The sequence below is a fragment of the Streptomyces sp. 1-11 genome (genome assembly GCF_007176755.1).
GTDB lineage: Bacteria > Actinomycetota > Actinomycetes > Streptomycetales > Streptomycetaceae > Streptomyces.
Map to the genome: position 1 here is coordinate 238,900 of NZ_BJTV01000011.1, position 14,886 is coordinate 253,785.

The 14,886-nt window shown below is 73.4% G+C and carries 14 protein-coding genes; 5 read left to right on the forward strand and 9 right to left on the reverse strand.

Annotation, left to right across the window (positions count from 1 at the left end; translation table 11 throughout):
• Positions 1–12 precede the first annotated feature (12 nt).
• On the reverse strand, positions 13–1,185 hold the full coding sequence (locus tag TNCT1_RS23940) for a DUF5685 family protein (RefSeq protein ID WP_143635566.1): 1,173 nt from the start codon (positions 1,183–1,185) through the stop codon (positions 13–15).
• A 314-nt stretch (positions 1,186–1,499) separates the two neighbouring features.
• On the opposite strand from TNCT1_RS23940, the gene TNCT1_RS23945 reads away from it, so the two are divergent.
• Positions 1,500–1,937 (forward strand): cell division protein SepF, encoded by a 438-nt coding sequence (locus tag TNCT1_RS23945; RefSeq protein ID WP_143635568.1) that lies wholly within the window; start codon positions 1,500–1,502, stop codon positions 1,935–1,937.
• Between the two features lie 36 nt (positions 1,938–1,973).
• Here TNCT1_RS23945 and TNCT1_RS23950 read toward each other — a convergent pair whose 3' ends face one another.
• Complete coding sequence (locus tag TNCT1_RS23950; RefSeq protein WP_143635570.1) at positions 1,974–3,164, reverse strand: acyl-CoA dehydrogenase family protein; 1,191 nt, start codon at positions 3,162–3,164, stop codon at positions 1,974–1,976.
• Positions 3,165–3,267: 103 nt separating this feature from the next.
• Entirely contained in the window at positions 3,268–4,887 is a 1,620-nt protein-coding gene (locus TNCT1_RS23955) for an MFS transporter (RefSeq protein ID WP_143635572.1), read from the reverse strand.
• A 259-nt stretch (positions 4,888–5,146) separates the two neighbouring features.
• Here TNCT1_RS23955 and TNCT1_RS23965 point away from each other — a divergent pair, with 259 nt between their 5' ends.
• Both TNCT1_RS23965 and TNCT1_RS23970 read left to right on the forward strand, forming a co-directional pair.
• A complete protein-coding gene (locus tag TNCT1_RS23965) occupies positions 5,147–6,463 on the forward strand; it encodes a glycosyltransferase family 39 protein (protein ID WP_143635574.1) in 1,317 nt (438 codons plus the stop codon).
• Positions 6,464–6,700: 237 nt separating this feature from the next.
• The gene (locus TNCT1_RS23970) at positions 6,701–7,780 is read left to right on the forward strand and encodes a phosphatase PAP2 family protein (protein ID WP_143635576.1); all 1,080 of its coding nucleotides are present in this window, start codon (positions 6,701–6,703) and stop codon (positions 7,778–7,780) included.
• A 95-nt stretch (positions 7,781–7,875) separates the two neighbouring features.
• On the opposite strand, the gene TNCT1_RS23975 is transcribed toward TNCT1_RS23970, so the two are convergent.
• From TNCT1_RS23975 to TNCT1_RS23985, 3 genes are all read right to left on the reverse strand, one after another.
• Positions 7,876–8,091 (reverse strand): I78 family peptidase inhibitor, encoded by a 216-nt coding sequence (locus tag TNCT1_RS23975; RefSeq protein WP_143635578.1) that lies wholly within the window; start codon positions 8,089–8,091, stop codon positions 7,876–7,878.
• A gap of 295 nt (positions 8,092–8,386) precedes the next feature.
• Positions 8,387–9,388 (reverse strand): YafY family protein, encoded by a 1,002-nt coding sequence (locus TNCT1_RS23980; protein WP_143635580.1) that lies wholly within the window; start codon positions 9,386–9,388, stop codon positions 8,387–8,389.
• 73 nt (positions 9,389–9,461) lie between these two features.
• Positions 9,462–10,112, reverse strand: a complete 651-nt coding sequence (locus tag TNCT1_RS23985) for a transglycosylase family protein (RefSeq protein ID WP_143635582.1) — start codon at positions 10,110–10,112, stop codon at positions 9,462–9,464.
• A 538-nt stretch (positions 10,113–10,650) separates the two neighbouring features.
• On the opposite strand from TNCT1_RS23985, the gene TNCT1_RS23990 reads away from it, so the two are divergent.
• Both TNCT1_RS23990 and TNCT1_RS23995 read left to right on the forward strand, forming a co-directional pair.
• Entirely contained in the window at positions 10,651–11,436 is a 786-nt protein-coding gene (locus TNCT1_RS23990; RefSeq protein ID WP_143635585.1) for a hypothetical protein, read from the forward strand.
• Positions 11,437–11,513: 77 nt separating this feature from the next.
• On the forward strand, positions 11,514–11,903 hold the full coding sequence (locus tag TNCT1_RS23995) for a hypothetical protein (RefSeq protein WP_143635588.1): 390 nt from the start codon (positions 11,514–11,516) through the stop codon (positions 11,901–11,903).
• Positions 11,904–11,971: 68 nt separating this feature from the next.
• On the opposite strand, the gene der is transcribed toward TNCT1_RS23995, so the two are convergent.
• The 3 genes from der to cmk all read right to left on the reverse strand — a co-directional run bounded on the left by der (position 11,972) and on the right by cmk (position 14,860).
• On the reverse strand, positions 11,972–13,450 hold the full coding sequence (gene der / locus TNCT1_RS24000; RefSeq protein WP_143635591.1) for a ribosome biogenesis GTPase Der: 1,479 nt from the start codon (positions 13,448–13,450) through the stop codon (positions 11,972–11,974).
• Between the two features lie 76 nt (positions 13,451–13,526).
• Positions 13,527–14,114 carry a 1-acyl-sn-glycerol-3-phosphate acyltransferase gene (locus TNCT1_RS24005; RefSeq protein WP_235902864.1) on the reverse strand — a complete coding sequence of 196 codons (588 nt, stop codon included), beginning with the start codon at positions 14,112–14,114 and terminating at the stop codon, positions 13,527–13,529.
• Positions 14,115–14,167: 53 nt separating this feature from the next.
• The gene (gene cmk, locus TNCT1_RS24010) at positions 14,168–14,860 is read right to left on the reverse strand and encodes a (d)CMP kinase (protein ID WP_235902855.1); all 693 of its coding nucleotides are present in this window, start codon (positions 14,858–14,860) and stop codon (positions 14,168–14,170) included.
• Positions 14,861–14,886: the final 26 nt, after the last annotated feature.

Below are 14,886 nucleotides of genomic sequence, written 5' to 3' on the forward strand. Positions count from 1 at the left end.
GCAACCCAGGCCCTAGCAGTCGCAGCCCGAGCAGCACTCGCAGCACTCGCAGCACTCACAGCACTGGCAGGCCTCGCAGCACGAGCAGTCCCAGTTGCCGCAGCAGCCCTCGCGCTTCCTCCGGGACCAGGGGCCCTCGTACTCGTCGGCGCAGCAGACCTTGCAGGTGCAGCACAGCCCCAGGGCGGCCGCGCACCCGGCCCAGAAGCCCCGCTTGTCCGGGCGCGGCGGCTCGCCCCCGAAGGGGTTCCCGTACGGGTTGCCCGGCGCCTGGGGCGCCCCGTGGCCCGGCGGCGGCCCGAAGGAGGCCTCGGGCGCGTGTCCGCACGAGTGGCCGCCGAACGCCCGGTCCACCGAGCGGCCCAGCTCGTGCACGAGCAGCAGGTGGACAAGACCGCCGTCGGTGAACTCCGCCTCGCGCAGCGCCAGCCGGATTCCGTGCAGGGCGTCGTCGGCGAGCCGGCGGGCCTCGGTGAGGGGGGTGCCGGTGGCGGCGAGCGGGTTCCAGGCGCCCGAGCGCGCGTCCGCCTCCCGGTCCTCGACGGCGTCGAGCAGGTGCGCCAGCCGGCCGAAGAGGCGGCCGGCCTCGGCGAGCGGCTCGGCGTTGCCCGGCCGCCCGGCGAGCACGGCGGTGTGCGCGAAGGCGGCCGCGGTCGCCGTCTCGGTCGGCTCGGTGACCGTCAGCAGCGGGGTGCCGTGTCCCGCCAGGGCCTCGATGCCGGTCTGCCGGTCGACGGCGTCGACCAGGACGCCGGTGTCGAACCCGACGGCGGCGCCGCTGTGCGCCCCGGCCCGGCCCCAGCTCGCCGCGACCCGCCGGGCCGCCAGGGCGACCGGCCTGCGGGCCAGCAGCCCGTCCCGGTCGGCGACGTGGTCGCGCACCTTGGCGGAGGCGAGGACCAGCGAGACGGCCGCGGCGAGCCGGGCGCCCTCGCCCTGGGCGACGGACGCCGTCCGCATGCCGCGCAGCGCGCACGGCCCGGCGGTGCGCCGGGACCCCTCCACCGAGCCGGCCTGAGCCTCCGTCAGGACGGATATCAGCAGGCCGTCGTAGTTGGTGACGACGCGGGCGAACTGCCCGTGGTCACGGCGCAGGGCGAGACAGAGCCCGCACAGGTGCGCCATCCACTGGGCCCGCATCCCCTCCCCCAGCCGGTGACTGCATGGCCGCACGATTCCGAACATAGGACGATCCCCCGTGATGTACCGCGACTTCGAGACGCGGCATCGTATCGGCCGACTGTCGGGTCGTATCAGGTACGCCGTTCACCCGTACGCTCCGTGTATCACCCGACCGCCAGCGACAATCATATTTCACTCACAGTCAGCAGCCGTATGAGTCGCGACCCTTGGGGCACACGGAGTCTCGACGGATCCGCTGTGCACCAGTACCGTCACAAACCCCCCGCGCGGCGTCTATCCACTTGGCGCACGGTCCGCATCATGGATGACCATAGGGATGCGGAAAGCAAGAAGGACCGCTGTGAGAGGAGGCGTCCATGGGATCGGTACGCAAGGCGAGTGCGTGGCTCGGCCTCGTCGACGACAACGATGACGAGCGTTACTACGACGACGACTACTCCGAGGGCCCCGGGTCCGCGGACGCCTGGGTCACGGACCCGCGGGTGAAGGTGGCCACGGACACCGCCGAGGAGAAGGGCCGCCGGATCGGCACGGTCACCCCGGACAGCTTCCGGGACGCCCGCGCGATCGGCGAGCTGTTCCGGGACGGCATCCCGGTCATCATGAACCTCACGGCCATGGAGCCCGCCGACGCCAAGCGCGTGGTCGACTTCGCGGCCGGCCTGACCTTCGGCCTGCGGGGCACGATCGAGCGGGTCGCGACCCGGGTGTTCCTGCTGACGCCCTCGAACACCGAGATCGTCAGCGGTGAGCCGGCAGCGCGCCGCGAGGACGGCTTCTTCAACCAGAGCTGAGGCAGGGCCGCTCACCGGCCCTGCCTCCCCGGAGGCTCACCGGAAGGCGTCGAGCCCGGTGAGCGCCTTGCCCAGCACGAGCTGGTGCATCTCGACGGTGCCCTCGTAGGTGAGCACCGACTCGAGGTTGGTCGCGTGCCGCATGACGGGGTACTCCAGGGAGATCCCGTTGGCCCCGAGGATCGTCCGCGCCGTACGGCAGATCTCGATGGCCTCGCGGACGTTGTTGAGCTTGCCGAAGCTGACCTGCTCGGGACGCAGGCGGCCGGCGTCCATCCGCCGCCCCAGATGGTGGGCGAGCAGGATCCCCTTGTGCAGTTCCACCGCCATGTCGGCGAGTTTGGCCTGGGTGAGCTGGAAGCCCCCGATGGGCCGCCCGAACTGCTCCCGGGTCTTCGCGTACTCCACGGCCGCCTCGAAACTGCTGCGCGCCGCGCCCATCGCGCCCCAGACGATGCCGTAGCGGGCGTGCGAGAGGCAGCTCAGCGGCCCGCGCAGGCCGGTGACCTCGGGCAGCACCGCGTCGGCGGGCAGCCGCACGTCGTCCAGGACGAGCTCGCTGGTGACCGAGGCGCGCAGGGACCACTTGTGCTTGATCTCGGGCGCCGAGAAGCCGGGGCGGTCGGTCGGCACCACGAACCCGCGGATGCCGTCCTCGGTCTGCGCCCAGACGACGGCCACGCCGGCCACCGACCCGTTGGTGATCCACATCTTGCGGCCGTTCAGGATCCAGTCGTCGCCGTCGCGCTTGGCGTGGGTCCGCATGGAGGCGGGGTCGGAGCCGTGGTCGGGCTCGGTGAGGCCGAAGCAGCCGATCACCTCGCCGGCGGCCATCCGGGGCAGCCACTGCCGCTTCTGCTCCTCGCTGCCGAACCGGTGGATCGCGTACATCGCGAGCGAGCCCTGCACCGAGACCAGGGAGCGGATGCCCGAGTCGGCGGCCTCCAGCTCCAGGCAGGCGAGTCCGTACTGCACGGCCGTGGCGCCGGCGCAGCCGTAGCCGGTCAGCGACATGCCGAGCGCGCCGATGCCGCCCAGTTCCCGGGCGAGGTCCCGGATGCCGGGCAGCTCGCCCTTCTCGTACCAGTCGGCGACGTGCGGCAGCACCCGGTCCGCCGCCCAGCCGCGGACGGTGTCCCGGATCGCCAGGTCCTCCGGGTCGAGCAGGTCGTCGAGCCCGAGCGGGTCGGCGGCGTCGAACGGGGGCAGCTTCGCGGACGCGGACATGGAACACCCTCCGGAACACTGGAACTCATAAAAACTAGCAGCGCTAGTTACGTCTCTCCGGCCGACGTTACGGTGCAGTGTCCCGCACGTCCAGAGCGCGGGGTCAGGCCGACACCTTCGGCTTCTGCGGTTCCCGCGGGGCGGGCACCCCCGCCGCCGGGACCTCTCCCTCGGCGCTCTCGCCGCAGTGCATGACCCGCGGCAGCCGCAGCGCCATCAGCGCGCCGAGCAGCAGCAGGCCGGCGCTGACCAGAAGGGTGACGTGCAGCCCGTGCACGAACGAGTCCCGGGCGGCCAGGCGCAGGGACTCCCCGGCGGACCCGCCCAGGCGCCCGGCGACCTCGTAGGCCTCGCCGAGCGAGTGGCCCGCCTCCCGGGCGGCGCCCGGGGGGACGCCCGGCACCGAGGCGAGGCCGGGCGCGTAGGCCTTGTTCATCACGCTGCCGAGCAGCGCGATCCCGATCCCGGCGCCGAGCTGGTACGAGGTCTCGCCGATCGCCGCGGCCCCGCCGGCCTGCTCGGCCGGGGCCTCGCTGAGCATCGACTCGTAGGCGCCGAAGAGGGTGGTCTCCAGACCGAAGCCGAGCAGCACGAAGCCGCCGAGGAGCAGCGCCGCGTTGTCCTCGCCGCCCATCGCGGTCAGGGTCACGACCGCGGCGGCGGTGAGGCAGAAGCCGACGGCGACCATGCGGCGCGGTCCGAAGCGGCGCAGCAGCCGGGCGCCCGCGAGGCCCGCCGCCATCGCCGCGACGGTCAGCGGCAGCAGCCGCAGGCCCGTGCGCAGCGGCGACAGGCCCAGCACCAGCTGCAGGTACTGCGCCGCGATCAGCTCGAGGCCCACCAGCGCGAGCATGGCCAGCACGATGCAGCCCACGGAGGTGGTGAACGCCGGCCGCCGGAACATCCGCAGGTCGACCAGTGGGTGCGGGCGGCGCCCCTGGCGGCGGACGAAGAGGAACAGCAGCGCCGCGCCCAGCAGCAGCGGGGCCACGGTGAACGGGCTCGCGGCGGACTCCCCGCCGCCGAGCCGCTTCACGCCCAGGACGACGCCGAACAGGCCGGCCGCCGCCATCAGGGCGCCGGTGACGTCCCAGGGGCCGTCGCGCTCGCCCCGGGACTCGGGCAGCAGCAGGCGCCCGACCGGCAGGCTGACCAGCATCAGCGGGATGTTGACCAGGAAGACCGAGCCCCACCAGAAGTGCTCCAGCAGGAAGCCGCCGAGCAGCGGCCCGACGGCGGCGCCGACGGCGGCGACCGCGCTCCACACGCCGATCGCCAGCGCGCGCTCGCGCCGGTCGGGGAAGACCTGACGGAGGATCGAGAGGGTCGCGGGCATGATCATCGCGCCGCCGACGCCCAGCAGCGCGCGGGCGAGGATCAGCGTCTGGGCACTGGGCGCGAAGGCGGCCACGGCGGACGCGACGCCGAACAGGGTGTAGCCGAGCAGCAGCACACGTCTGCGCCCGACGCGGTCGCCGAGCGTGCCGAAGAGGATCAGCAGCGAGGCGCAGACCAGCGGGTAGACGTCGACGATCCAGAGCAGCTCCACGGCGCCGGGCCTGAGGTCCTCGGTGACGGCGGGGACCGCCACGTGCAGGACGGTCGCGTCGAGGGCGACGAGCAGCAGGCTGACGCAGAGGACGACCAGGACGACCCAGCGGTTGGCACCGGCCCCGGCCGCCCGACGGCGCGGCCGAACGGCGGCCGCGGTCGTGCCGGACATGTACGTACCTCCCAGATGGTCCCTCGCGTGCGGCGGACCGGCGGAGCGGGAACCTCCGTCGTACGGCCGGAGAGGAGCGGGGTCTCCGGCCCGCGCGAACCCACGCGGGTGACTCGTCAGCGTACGCGAGTCCGTGATGGGCACACGTGGCGGACCTCTCACACGTGGGACCCAACCCGTGTGGCGTACGCCACCTCGCGGGCCGTCGTGCGGGGCCCGGCGGACGGACCGGTCCGGGAGCCGGTCGATAATCGAGCCCGTGACCGACCTAGCTACGCGCGTGGCCCCGGCCCGCGGCACCCTCCCGCGCCGGGCGGCCCCGGCCCTCCTCGGGTACGCGGCCGTCCGGATCCTCGGCCTGCTCGTGCTGGCCGCGTGGAGCGCCGCGCGCGGCAGCAGCGCGCTCACGCTGCTGGGCGCGCGCTGGGACTCCCTCTGGTACACCCGGGTCGCCGAGCTCGGCTACGGCTACGAGGTGCGCCTGCCGAACGGCGACGTCCACTCCAATCTGGCGTTCTTCCCACTGCTGCCCTGGCTGGAGCGGCTGCTGCACGCCGTGACGCCGCTGTCGTACGCCGACGCCGGCCTGGTCGTCTCCGTGCTCGCCTCGCTGGCCGCGGCGGGCGGCATCTTCGCGGTCGCGGACCGGGTGTACGGGCCCCGGGCGGGGGTCTGCGCGGTGCTGCTGTGGGCGGTGCTGCCGGTCGGGATCGTGCAGTCGATGGCGTACAGCGAGTCGCTGTTCACCGCGCTGGCGGCCTGGTCGCTGTACGCCGTGCTGACCGGCCGGTGGGTGAGCGCGGGCGTGCTGGCGGCGCTGGCGGGGCTGACCCGGCCGGTGGGTCTCGCGGTGGTCGCGGCGGTGTGGGCGGCGGGCGTGCTCACGTTCGTGAGGGAGCGGGGCGCGCGCGACGCCGGCGGCGGCGACGGTGCTCACGGTCCGGCGGCCGATGTGCGCGCCGGGCGCGTCGCGTGCACCGACGGCGCGCACGAACCGACGCGCGCCCTGTCCGCGCCGGACGGCGCGCTCCACGCGACACGCGCCCTGCCCCTCACCCCCCGCGCCCCTCACCCGCCCGCCTGGCGCCGCGTACTCGGACTGCTCCTCGCCCCGCTGGGCGCGGCCGGCTATGTGCTGTGGGTCGGCCGGCGCACCGGAAAGGGGCCGCTCGGCTATCTGGACGTGCAGGCCGGCTGGCGCAACGGGTTCGACGGCGGATACGCCTTCGCCCGCTTCGTCGCCGACAAGTTCACGTCACTGCCGTCGGCCCTCGCCGGAGTCGGCCTGATCGCCGGGGTGGTGCTGCTGATCGCGCTGTACGCCACCGGCGTGCGGCAGCGCCAGCCCCTGCCGCTGCTGGTGTACACGGGTGTCGTCCTCGCGCTCGCCCTGTGCGCCTCGAGCTACTTCGGGTCGAAGCCGCGGCTGCTGATGCCGGCGTTCCCGCTGCTGTTCCCGCTCGCCCGCGCCCTGGCCCGGCCGCGGACCGCCAGATCGGCGCTGGTCACGGCGGGTCTGGCGGTGCTGGCCGCGGTGTACGGCGCGTTCTGGCTGAACGGCTCCGGTCCGCCGTGACCGGCTCCGGCGGCCCGATGAGCGCGCCCTGAATTCGACACGATGATTCGGTGAACGAATTCATAAGCGGGATATAACCGCCACCCGAAATGATCAAAGGAATTGCAGGAAGCAGGCTCAGCGGATTGCGGAATCCCAGGAATTCGGCGGCTCCTGAGAGGTTTCCCACATCACATCGTCATCACAAAGACGCTGTTTCGACCGGGAACAGAGCGCACTCACTGTAACGTCGATCGGGTGCGTACCGAACCAAACCTCACCCGGCGTCTGGACCGGGTGTTCGCCAGGCTGGACCGTGAGCCGGAACGGCCGGCCCACATCGATGTGCCGCGGATGAGCCGGCACCGGGTCGTGCTGTTCACCGCGACCCTCGCCTTCTACCTGGCGATCGTGTGGGCCGTGGTGATCACCTCCTGGCTGGTCCGGCTCGACTGGCTGGTCATGTTCTTCCGCCCGTACCAGCAGTGGTCGGAGATCCACTGGTTCGTCGACTACTACGTGGTGCTCGGCCAGCGCGGCCCCACCGCCGTGATGGTCGCCGCCTGGCTGGGCTGGCGCTCCTGGCGGCAGCACACGCTCCGCCCGCTGCTGACCCTCGGCGCCTCGTTGCTGCTGCTCAACATCACGGTCGGCGCCGCCAAGTACGGCATGGGCCGGCTCGGCCCGCACTACGCCACCGTGATCGGCTCGAACGAGATGGGTCTCGGCGGCGATATATTTCCCAGCGGCCACACCGCGAACGCCGTGGTGACCTGGGGAATCCTGGCCTACCTGGCCTCCACCCCGACCGCGCGCCGCTGGCTGTCCGCCGTGTCGGCCGTGACCTCGCTGGGCGTCGGGATGGCCACCGTCTACCTCGGTACGCACTGGCTGAGCGACGTGCTGCTGGGCTGGGCCGCGGGCCTGCTGATCCTGCTCGCGCTGCCGTGGTGCGAGCCGCTGATCGCCCGGTCCGAGACCGCGATCTTCGACCTGCGCGACCGCTGGCGCGCCCGCCGCGGCCGTACCGTACCCACCCCCGCTCCCGCTTCCGCTTCCGCTCCCGCTTCCGCTCCCGCGGGGGGAACCCCCTCGGCCGTGCCGGTCACCCCGGTGCTGCTCAAGCCGCGGACCGCGCCCGCCGAGCAGTCCGGCCCGGCCCGCGAGCCGGTGCCGTCGGTGCGCGGCCCCCGGGCGCCGGTGCACATGGCCCCGAGCCCGCACGCGGCCCGCTCGGAGCGCACCCCGGTCACCCCGGCGGGCAGCCGCCGCCCACCGCACGCCGACCGGCTGCCGCGCGGCGCCTCCCAGCCGGCTCGTCCCGTCTCGGGCGGCTGACGCCCGGCAGGTCGGGGGGTCCGGTATGCACGAGCGACCCCAGCGGCCACCGCGAAGGCCCCGCCCCCGGAAGGGGAGCGGGGCCTTCGGCGTGCTCAGCCCTTCCAGGCACGGGTCACCCGGCCGTCCCGCACCTCGAAGTTGAGCCGGCCCACCCGGTACTCCATGGTGATGATCGCGCCCGGCGGCAGCGACCGTACCGCCGACCATCCGCGCTGCCGGGCGAGCCGCTCGGCGCTCGGCGCTTCGAGGCCGACGTACCCGTCCGGACTGTCCTGGGGCTCCGCTGGCGGAGTGGGAATCGGTGCCATGCGGCCACGCTAGGCCGCATCGGGCGGCGACGGAAGGCACGGCGGCGGCCTGCTCCGGCCCCTCTCCTGTCACGCTTCTGTCACAGGTTCCGGGCGCCGGATTTTCTCGAACTCCTTCACACGATCGGGGGTTTCCGACTCGTTCGCCGGGGTATTCGAACACAATTTCCGCGTGTCGCAGCACCCCGCCGAATTGGCCGGCGGAAAGCGCCGCCGCCCCTGTCGGGCCGGGTCCGCGGCGCGTTTCCGCGCCGAATCCGTAGCGGCGCCGGGCGGGCCGAGGCCACCGGGAATTTCAGTGATTCGGCGCCTCACCGGCGTGCGTCGGCGCCGACCGGGCCAAGGCACCGTCGAGCCGGTCGCGGACCCTCCTGACCGAATCGGTCAGCTCGGCGGGCTCCAGGACCTCGAACGGGAAGCCGGTCATCATGATGTGAATCACCATCACGTCCAGGCTCGGCGCGCCGCTGCGCAGGACGCAGGCGTCGGGGCCGTCGGCCTCCAGCGTCCCGGCGGACGGCGAGATCCGCTCGGCGGCCTCGTGCAGCGGCACCAGCAGCCGGACCGCGGACCGCTCGGCGTACGCGCGCGTGGAGACGCCCTCGGACACATAGGCGGCCAGGTCGCCGGCGGGCGGTTCGCGTGGGGTGAAGCGGGGGCCGTACGGCGGCCTCGGGGTGATGCGGTCGACGCGGAAGGTCCGCCAGTCCGACCGGTCCACGTCCCAGGCGACCAGGTACCAGCGGCGCTCGGTGCACACCAGCCGGTGCGGTTCCACGGTGCGGCGGCCGGCGGCGCCGTCGTGCGTGCGGTACTCGAAGCGCAGCCGCTCGGCGTCCCGGCACAGATGGGCGATCTCGGTGAGCAGCGCCGGGTCGACCGGGGAGGCCGGCGGGCCGCCGCGCAGCATCGGCACGGTGAAGGCGTTGAGCGCGCCCACCCGGCGGCGCAGCCGGCTGGGCAGCACCTGCTCCAGCTTGGCGAGGGCGCGCACGGAGGTCTCGCCGATGCCCTCGATGCCCTGTCCGGCGACGGTGCGCAGGCCGACGGCCACGGCGACGGCCTCGTCGTCGTCCAGCAGCAGCGGGGGCAGTTCGGCGCCCGCGCCGAGCTGGTAGCCGCCGCCGGTGCCGGGGCTGGCGTTGACCGGGTAGCCCAGCTCGCGCAGCCGGTCGACGTCCCGGCGGACCGTGCGCGGGGTGACGCCGAGCCGGTCGGCGAGTTCGGCGCCGGACCACTCGCGGTGGGCCTGGAGCAGCGAGAGCAGGCGCAGCAGTCGTGCCGAGGTCTCCAACATGAGGCAGAGTCTGCCGGACGACGCGGACAGCCGCTGTCCTCGACGGGACAGCGGCTGTGCGTGCGCGGGCGGCTCAGAGCGCCAGGCGCCGGCCGGGCACGATCATGTTCGGGTCGTCGCCGATGACGTTGCGGTTGGCGGCGTAGACCCGCTGCCAGCTGGTGCCGTGCCGGGCGGCGATGGCGCTCAGGGTGTCGCCCTCGCGGACGGTGTAGCCGCCGCGGGCCGCGTGGCCTTCGGTGCGGGCCGCCGTGCCCTCGGGTTTCGGCGCGGGCGCGGACTTCGTCGTCGCGCCGCTCGCGGTGCCGGCGGCCGGTGCGGCCGCGGGGGCGGTCCCGGAGGCGCCGGCCCGGCCCGAGCAGACCGGCCAGGCGCCCCAGCCCTGGGCCTGCTGGACCTTGGTGGCGACGGAGATCTGCGCGCCCCGGGAGGCCTGGTCGGCCGTCGGGGCGTAGGCGGCGCCGCCGTACGCGCGCCAGGTGCCGGCGGAGAACTGGAGCCCGCCGTAGTAGCCGTTGCCGGTGTTGATGTGCCAGTTGCCGCCGCTCTCGCACTGGGCGATGCGGTCCCACACCCCGTTGTCCGCCGCGGCCGCGTTGCCGGTGGCGGCCAGGAGTCCCAGGGGGGCCAGCAGCGCGGCTCCGGCCAGGGCGGCCGTCGCACGGCCCTTGCGGGCACCTTCGGGACGGGCGGTGTTGCGGGTGGTATCGGCACACTCGGACATGTGATTCCCTCTCCACGAACCCGGGCTCCCCCGGGCGGAGCGCGCCTCACCGCGCAGGACCGCGGTTCCTCGCGCCCGCCCCGTCCGCCGCGGCCGGTGCGGCGATCGTGCTCTGCCTGGCCGGCCGGCGGACGTACCCGAGCGGTGCTCGTTGCACACGGCGGAGGAATCTAGAGAGAGCGGGCGGCCGATTTCAACCAACTCGCCGTCTTTCCAGGCCAGTTCGCGGTTACCCCGGGTATCGGCGATTTTCGGCCAGCCCATTCATGCATTGATGTCATGATTTTTCGGCCACCCACCCGGCTGACCTGTGACCCACTTCACCCGTTCAAGTTCCTTGACGTGACACGCACTTGACGGTGAGTGTCCGATTCCGCACCAGCAGTGACCCTGTGCGGTGGATGGTTCGATTCCGTTGTCCCGGGGGCGTGACCCCCACCACAGGACGCCCGTTGTCTTCTTCATGAGCCCGGAACCCCGGGGCTCATCGGCCGGGAGCCACCCGGCCGACCCTGCACCGCATCCCGAGGGAGCCACCGTGCCGCGCATGCTCGACGTCAGTGACGCAGTACGCGCCGAGATCGGCGACGAAGAAGCCGACCGGCTGCTCGCCGGAGACAACGCCCCGGGCAGTTACGACTGCACCTCCTGCCGCACCCCGGGCGACTCCGAGCAGGAGCGCACCAGCACCGTTCTGTTCGTCGGCGACGAGACGGCCGTCCTCGCCTTCGCCCACGCCGGCTGCCTGCCCTCGCAGGTCGTCCAGGTCACCGAGGAGCAGCTGCAGGGCGCCGTCCGGTCCATCGGGGGCCGTCCGGCCGTGGACGGCGAGCCGCAGCGGTCCGTGCCGGAGCAGGCCGTGCTCGGTGTGACCAGCGGGCTGGTCCTGATCGAGGGCGAGTTGCACCCCGCGCTCGTCGTCGAGCCGACGGCGCCCGTCGTGCGCCCCGGCTCCTACGGCTCCGGCGACGACTTCCTGCCGCTGCTCATCGAGCAGGGCTTCATGCCGGTGATGGAGCTGACATCGGTCCCGCCGGTGCTGCACGGCTGGTCGGTCCTGCTGGCGATGGGCCAGCTGCACGCGGTGCTCCAGCCGGGCGTGGGCGGCGGTCAGCCGGTCGCCTGGTGGCAGGCGCACCAGCCGCTGCAGGTGACGGACAGCTGGCGGGCCGCCGCCAACAAGCACCAGCAGGTGCTGATGTTCGCGGCGCCGGTGGGCTCCATCGGCCGGCAGCCCCGGGAGGACCTGCTGCGCGGCTCCCTCGACCGGGCCGCGGCGAGCGGCAAGCTGGTGGCGGCCGCGCTGCCGCTCGCGGGCACCTGAGAGGCGTCCCCGCGGGCGGGCAGCGCACCCGACTTGTACGACCGCATCCCTTCGGGATCCCGGTCGTTTGGACATACGTGCACGCATATGACACCTCTCCTCCCCGCCGGCCCGCCTTCGCCTCCGTTCCGTCCGCCCGGTCGGGGGAGAGTCCGGTCGCCGCATCGGCCACGCCGATCTACGACTCGCTCTACGCGGAGTGGGTCAAGGCCTTCCGCACGCTGCCGGGTGACCGCAGCGGCGAGGAGGAGCTGGGGTTCACCGCCTTCGGCACCGCCCCGCACAGCACCGGCTCGTACCGCATGACCTCCTACAGCGCCTACAGCGCGGGGGCGTACAGCGCCCGGCAGAGCGGCGGCCAGCAGCAGCCCCAGTGGCAGCGGGTCGGCACGCTGGGGCGGCAGCAGGACACCGGGATGCACCACGTCCCGGCGGGGCTGCCGCCCGCGCCGCGGCGCGGCGCCTGAGGCGATGACGAAGGGCGGCCCCCGTTCCCACGGGAGAGCCGCCCTTCGTCATGCCCCGGCGGGGCCGGTCACTTCTTCTTGCCGCGCTTCTCGCGCACCCGCACGGAGATGTGCAGCGGGGTGCCCTCGAAGCCGAACTCCTCGCGCAGCCTGCGCTCGATGAAGCGCCGGTAGCCCGCCTCGATGAAGCCCGAGGCGAAGAGGACGAACCGCGGCGGCTTGGTGCCGGCCTGGGTGCCGAACAGGATGCGCGGCTGCTTGCCGCCCCGCACGGGGTGCGGGTGGGCCGAGACCAGCTCGCCGAGGAAGGCGTTCAGCCGGCCGGTGGGCACCCGGGTCTCCCAGCCGGCGAGGGCGGTCTCGATCGCCGGGACGAGCTTCTCCATGTGCCGGCCGGTGCGGGCCGAGACGTTGACCCGGGGCGCCCAGGCGACCTGGCCCAGCTCGGTCTCGATCTCCCGCTCCAGGTAGTAGCGGCGCTCCTCGTCCAGGGTGTCCCACTTGTTGAAGGCCAGGACGACGGCGCGGCCCGCCTCCACCGCCATGGTGACGATGCGCTGGTCCTGGACCGAGATGTTCTCGGAGGCGTCGATCAGGATGACGGCCACCTCCGCCTTCTCGACGGCGGCCGCGGTGCGCAGCGAGGCGTAGTAGTCGGCGCCCTGCTGGAGGTGGACCCGCTTGCGGATGCCCGCGGTGTCGACGAACTTCCAGGTCACCCCGCCCAGCTCGATGAGCTCGTCGACCGGGTCGCGGGTGGTGCCGGCCAGCTCGTTGACGACGACGCGCTCCTCGCCCGCCACCTTGTTCAGCAGCGAGGACTTGCCGACGTTCGGGCGGCCGATGAGGGCGATGCGGCGCGGGCCGCCGACCGCGGCGCCGAAGGTCTGCTCGGGCGCCTCGGGCAGCGCCTCCAGGACGGCGTCCAGCATGTCGCCGGTGCCGCGCCCGTGCAGGGCCGAGACGGGGTGCGGCTCACCGAGGCCCAGGGACCAGAGGTAGGTGGCGTCGGCCTCGCCGCTCGGGCCGTCGACCTTGTTGGCGGCCAGCACGACGGGCTTGCCGGCCTTGCGCAGCAGCCGTACGACCGCCTCGTCGGTGTCGGTGGCGCCGACCTTGGCGTCCACGACGAAGACCACCGCGTCGGCGGCCTCGATCGCGTACTCGGCCTGCGCGGCCACGGAGGCGTCGATGCCGAGGACGTCCTGCTCCCAGCCGCCGGTGTCGACGACCTTGAAGCGGCGCCCCGCCCACTCGGCCTCGTAGGTCACGCGGTCGCGGGTGACGCCGGGCTTGTCCTCGACCACGGCCTCGCGGCGGCCGATGATCCGGTTCACCAGGGTCGACTTGCCGACATTGGGACGGCCGACGACGGCGAGCACGGGCAGCGGGCCGTGGCCCGCCGCCTCGATGGCGCCCTCGACGTCCTCGATGTCGAAGCCCTCTTCCGCGGCGAGCTCCATGAACTCCGCGTACTCGGCGTCGCCGAGAGCCCCGTGGTCGTACTCGTGCTCAGCCGAGTCGCCGGGCTGGGTCTGGTCGTTCATGAAGTCCGTACCTCGTCGTTCATCGTGGTGATCGGTGGAGCGGCCCTGGTGGGCTGATCCACTACTCAAGTGTCGCTCAGCGCCCGGTGAGGCGCCTTGCGTTTTCCAGGTGGCTGGTGAGCTGCTTCTGGATGCGCTCGGTGGCCTCGTCCAGCGCCCTGCGCGTGCGCCGCCCGGACCCGTCGCCCGCGTCGAACGGGTCGCCGAAGACGACGTCGACGCGGGAGCGCAGCGGTGGCAGTTGCTTTATCAACCTGCCCGGCCGCCCGGAACTTCCCAGGACGGCCACGGGCACGATCGGCGCACCGCTGCGTACCGCGAAGTAGGCCAGCCCGGCCCGCAGCGAGGCGAAGTCGCCCTCGCCCCGGGTGCCCTCCGGGAAGATGCCCAGTACTCCCCCGGCCTCCAGCACGCCGAGGGCCTGGGTGATGGCGGCGCGGTCGGCGGTGGTGCGGTCCACCCTGAGCTGGCCGATGCCGGTCAGGAAGGGGTTCAGCGGGCCGACGAACGCCTCCTTCTTGATCAGGAAGTGCGTCGGCCGGGGCGAGACGCCCATGACCATCGGGCCGTCGATGTTGTGCGAGTGGTTCACGGCGAGGATCGCCGGACCGCTCGCGGGCAGCTTCCAGGCGCCGAGCACACGCGGCCGCCACAGCCCGTGCATCAGGCCGACGCCGATGCGCCGCCCGACCTCGGCGCCCCGCTCCGACGGAAGGCTCACTTCCCGGCCCGCTTCTCCTCGACCAGGGTGACGACGCACTCGATGACCTGGGTGAGGGTGAGCTCGGTGGTGTCCACCTCGACCGCGTCGTCCGCCTTGGCGAGCGGGGAGGTCTTGCGGCTGGAGTCGGCCGCGTCCCGCTTGATCAGGGCCTCGCGGGTGGCGTGGACGTCGGCGCCCTTCAGCTCGCCGCTGCGGCGGGCCGCGCGGGCCTCCGGGGAGGCGGTGAGGAAGATCTTCAGGTCCGCGTCCGGCAGCACGGTGGTGCCGATGTCCCGGCCCTCGACCACGATGCCGTGCTCGGCGCCGGCCGCCAGCGAGCGCTGCAGCTCGGTGATCCGGGTGCGCACCTCGGGAACCGCGCTGACCGCGCTGACCTTGGAGGTGACCTCCTGCGTGCGGATCGGGGCGGCGACGTCGACGCCGTCGACCGTGATGGCCGGGGCGGACGGGTCGGTGCCGGAGACGATCTCCGGCTTGCCCGCGACGGCGGCGATGGCGGTCGGGTCCTCCAGGTCGATGCCGTTGGTCACCATCCACCAGGTGATGGCCCGGTACTGGGCGCCGGTGTCGAGGTAGCTCAGGCCGAGCTTGGCGGCCACGGCCTTCGACGTGCTCGACTTGCCCGTGCCGGAGGGGCCGTCGATCGCGACGACGACGGGCTTGGCGGTCGGGGCGCCGTTTTCCACGGGGGACACCTTCCTGGTGCGGTGCG

Coding starts and splice junctions, on each gene's coding strand:
- der (WP_143635591.1), bottom strand. CDS start 13,450: ATGAACGACCAGACCCAGCCCGGCGACTCGGCTGAGCACGAGTACGAC.
- TNCT1_RS23975 (WP_143635578.1), bottom strand. CDS start 8,091: ATGGCACCGATTCCCACTCCGCCAGCGGAGCCCCAGGACAGTCCGGAC.
- TNCT1_RS23950 (WP_143635570.1), bottom strand. CDS start 3,164: ATGTCCGCGTCCGCGAAGCTGCCCCCGTTCGACGCCGCCGACCCGCTC.
- TNCT1_RS23955 (WP_143635572.1), bottom strand. CDS start 4,887: ATGTCCGGCACGACCGCGGCCGCCGTTCGGCCGCGCCGTCGGGCGGCC.
- TNCT1_RS23985 (WP_143635582.1), bottom strand. CDS start 10,112: ATGTCCGAGTGTGCCGATACCACCCGCAACACCGCCCGTCCCGAAGGT.
- TNCT1_RS23980 (WP_143635580.1), bottom strand. CDS start 9,388: ATGTTGGAGACCTCGGCACGACTGCTGCGCCTGCTCTCGCTGCTCCAG.
- TNCT1_RS23945 (WP_143635568.1), top strand. CDS start 1,500: ATGGGATCGGTACGCAAGGCGAGTGCGTGGCTCGGCCTCGTCGACGAC.
- TNCT1_RS24005 (WP_235902864.1), bottom strand. CDS start 14,114: ATGCACGGGCTGTGGCGGCCGCGTGTGCTCGGCGCCTGGAAGCTGCCC.
- TNCT1_RS23940 (WP_143635566.1), bottom strand. CDS start 1,185: ATGTTCGGAATCGTGCGGCCATGCAGTCACCGGCTGGGGGAGGGGATG.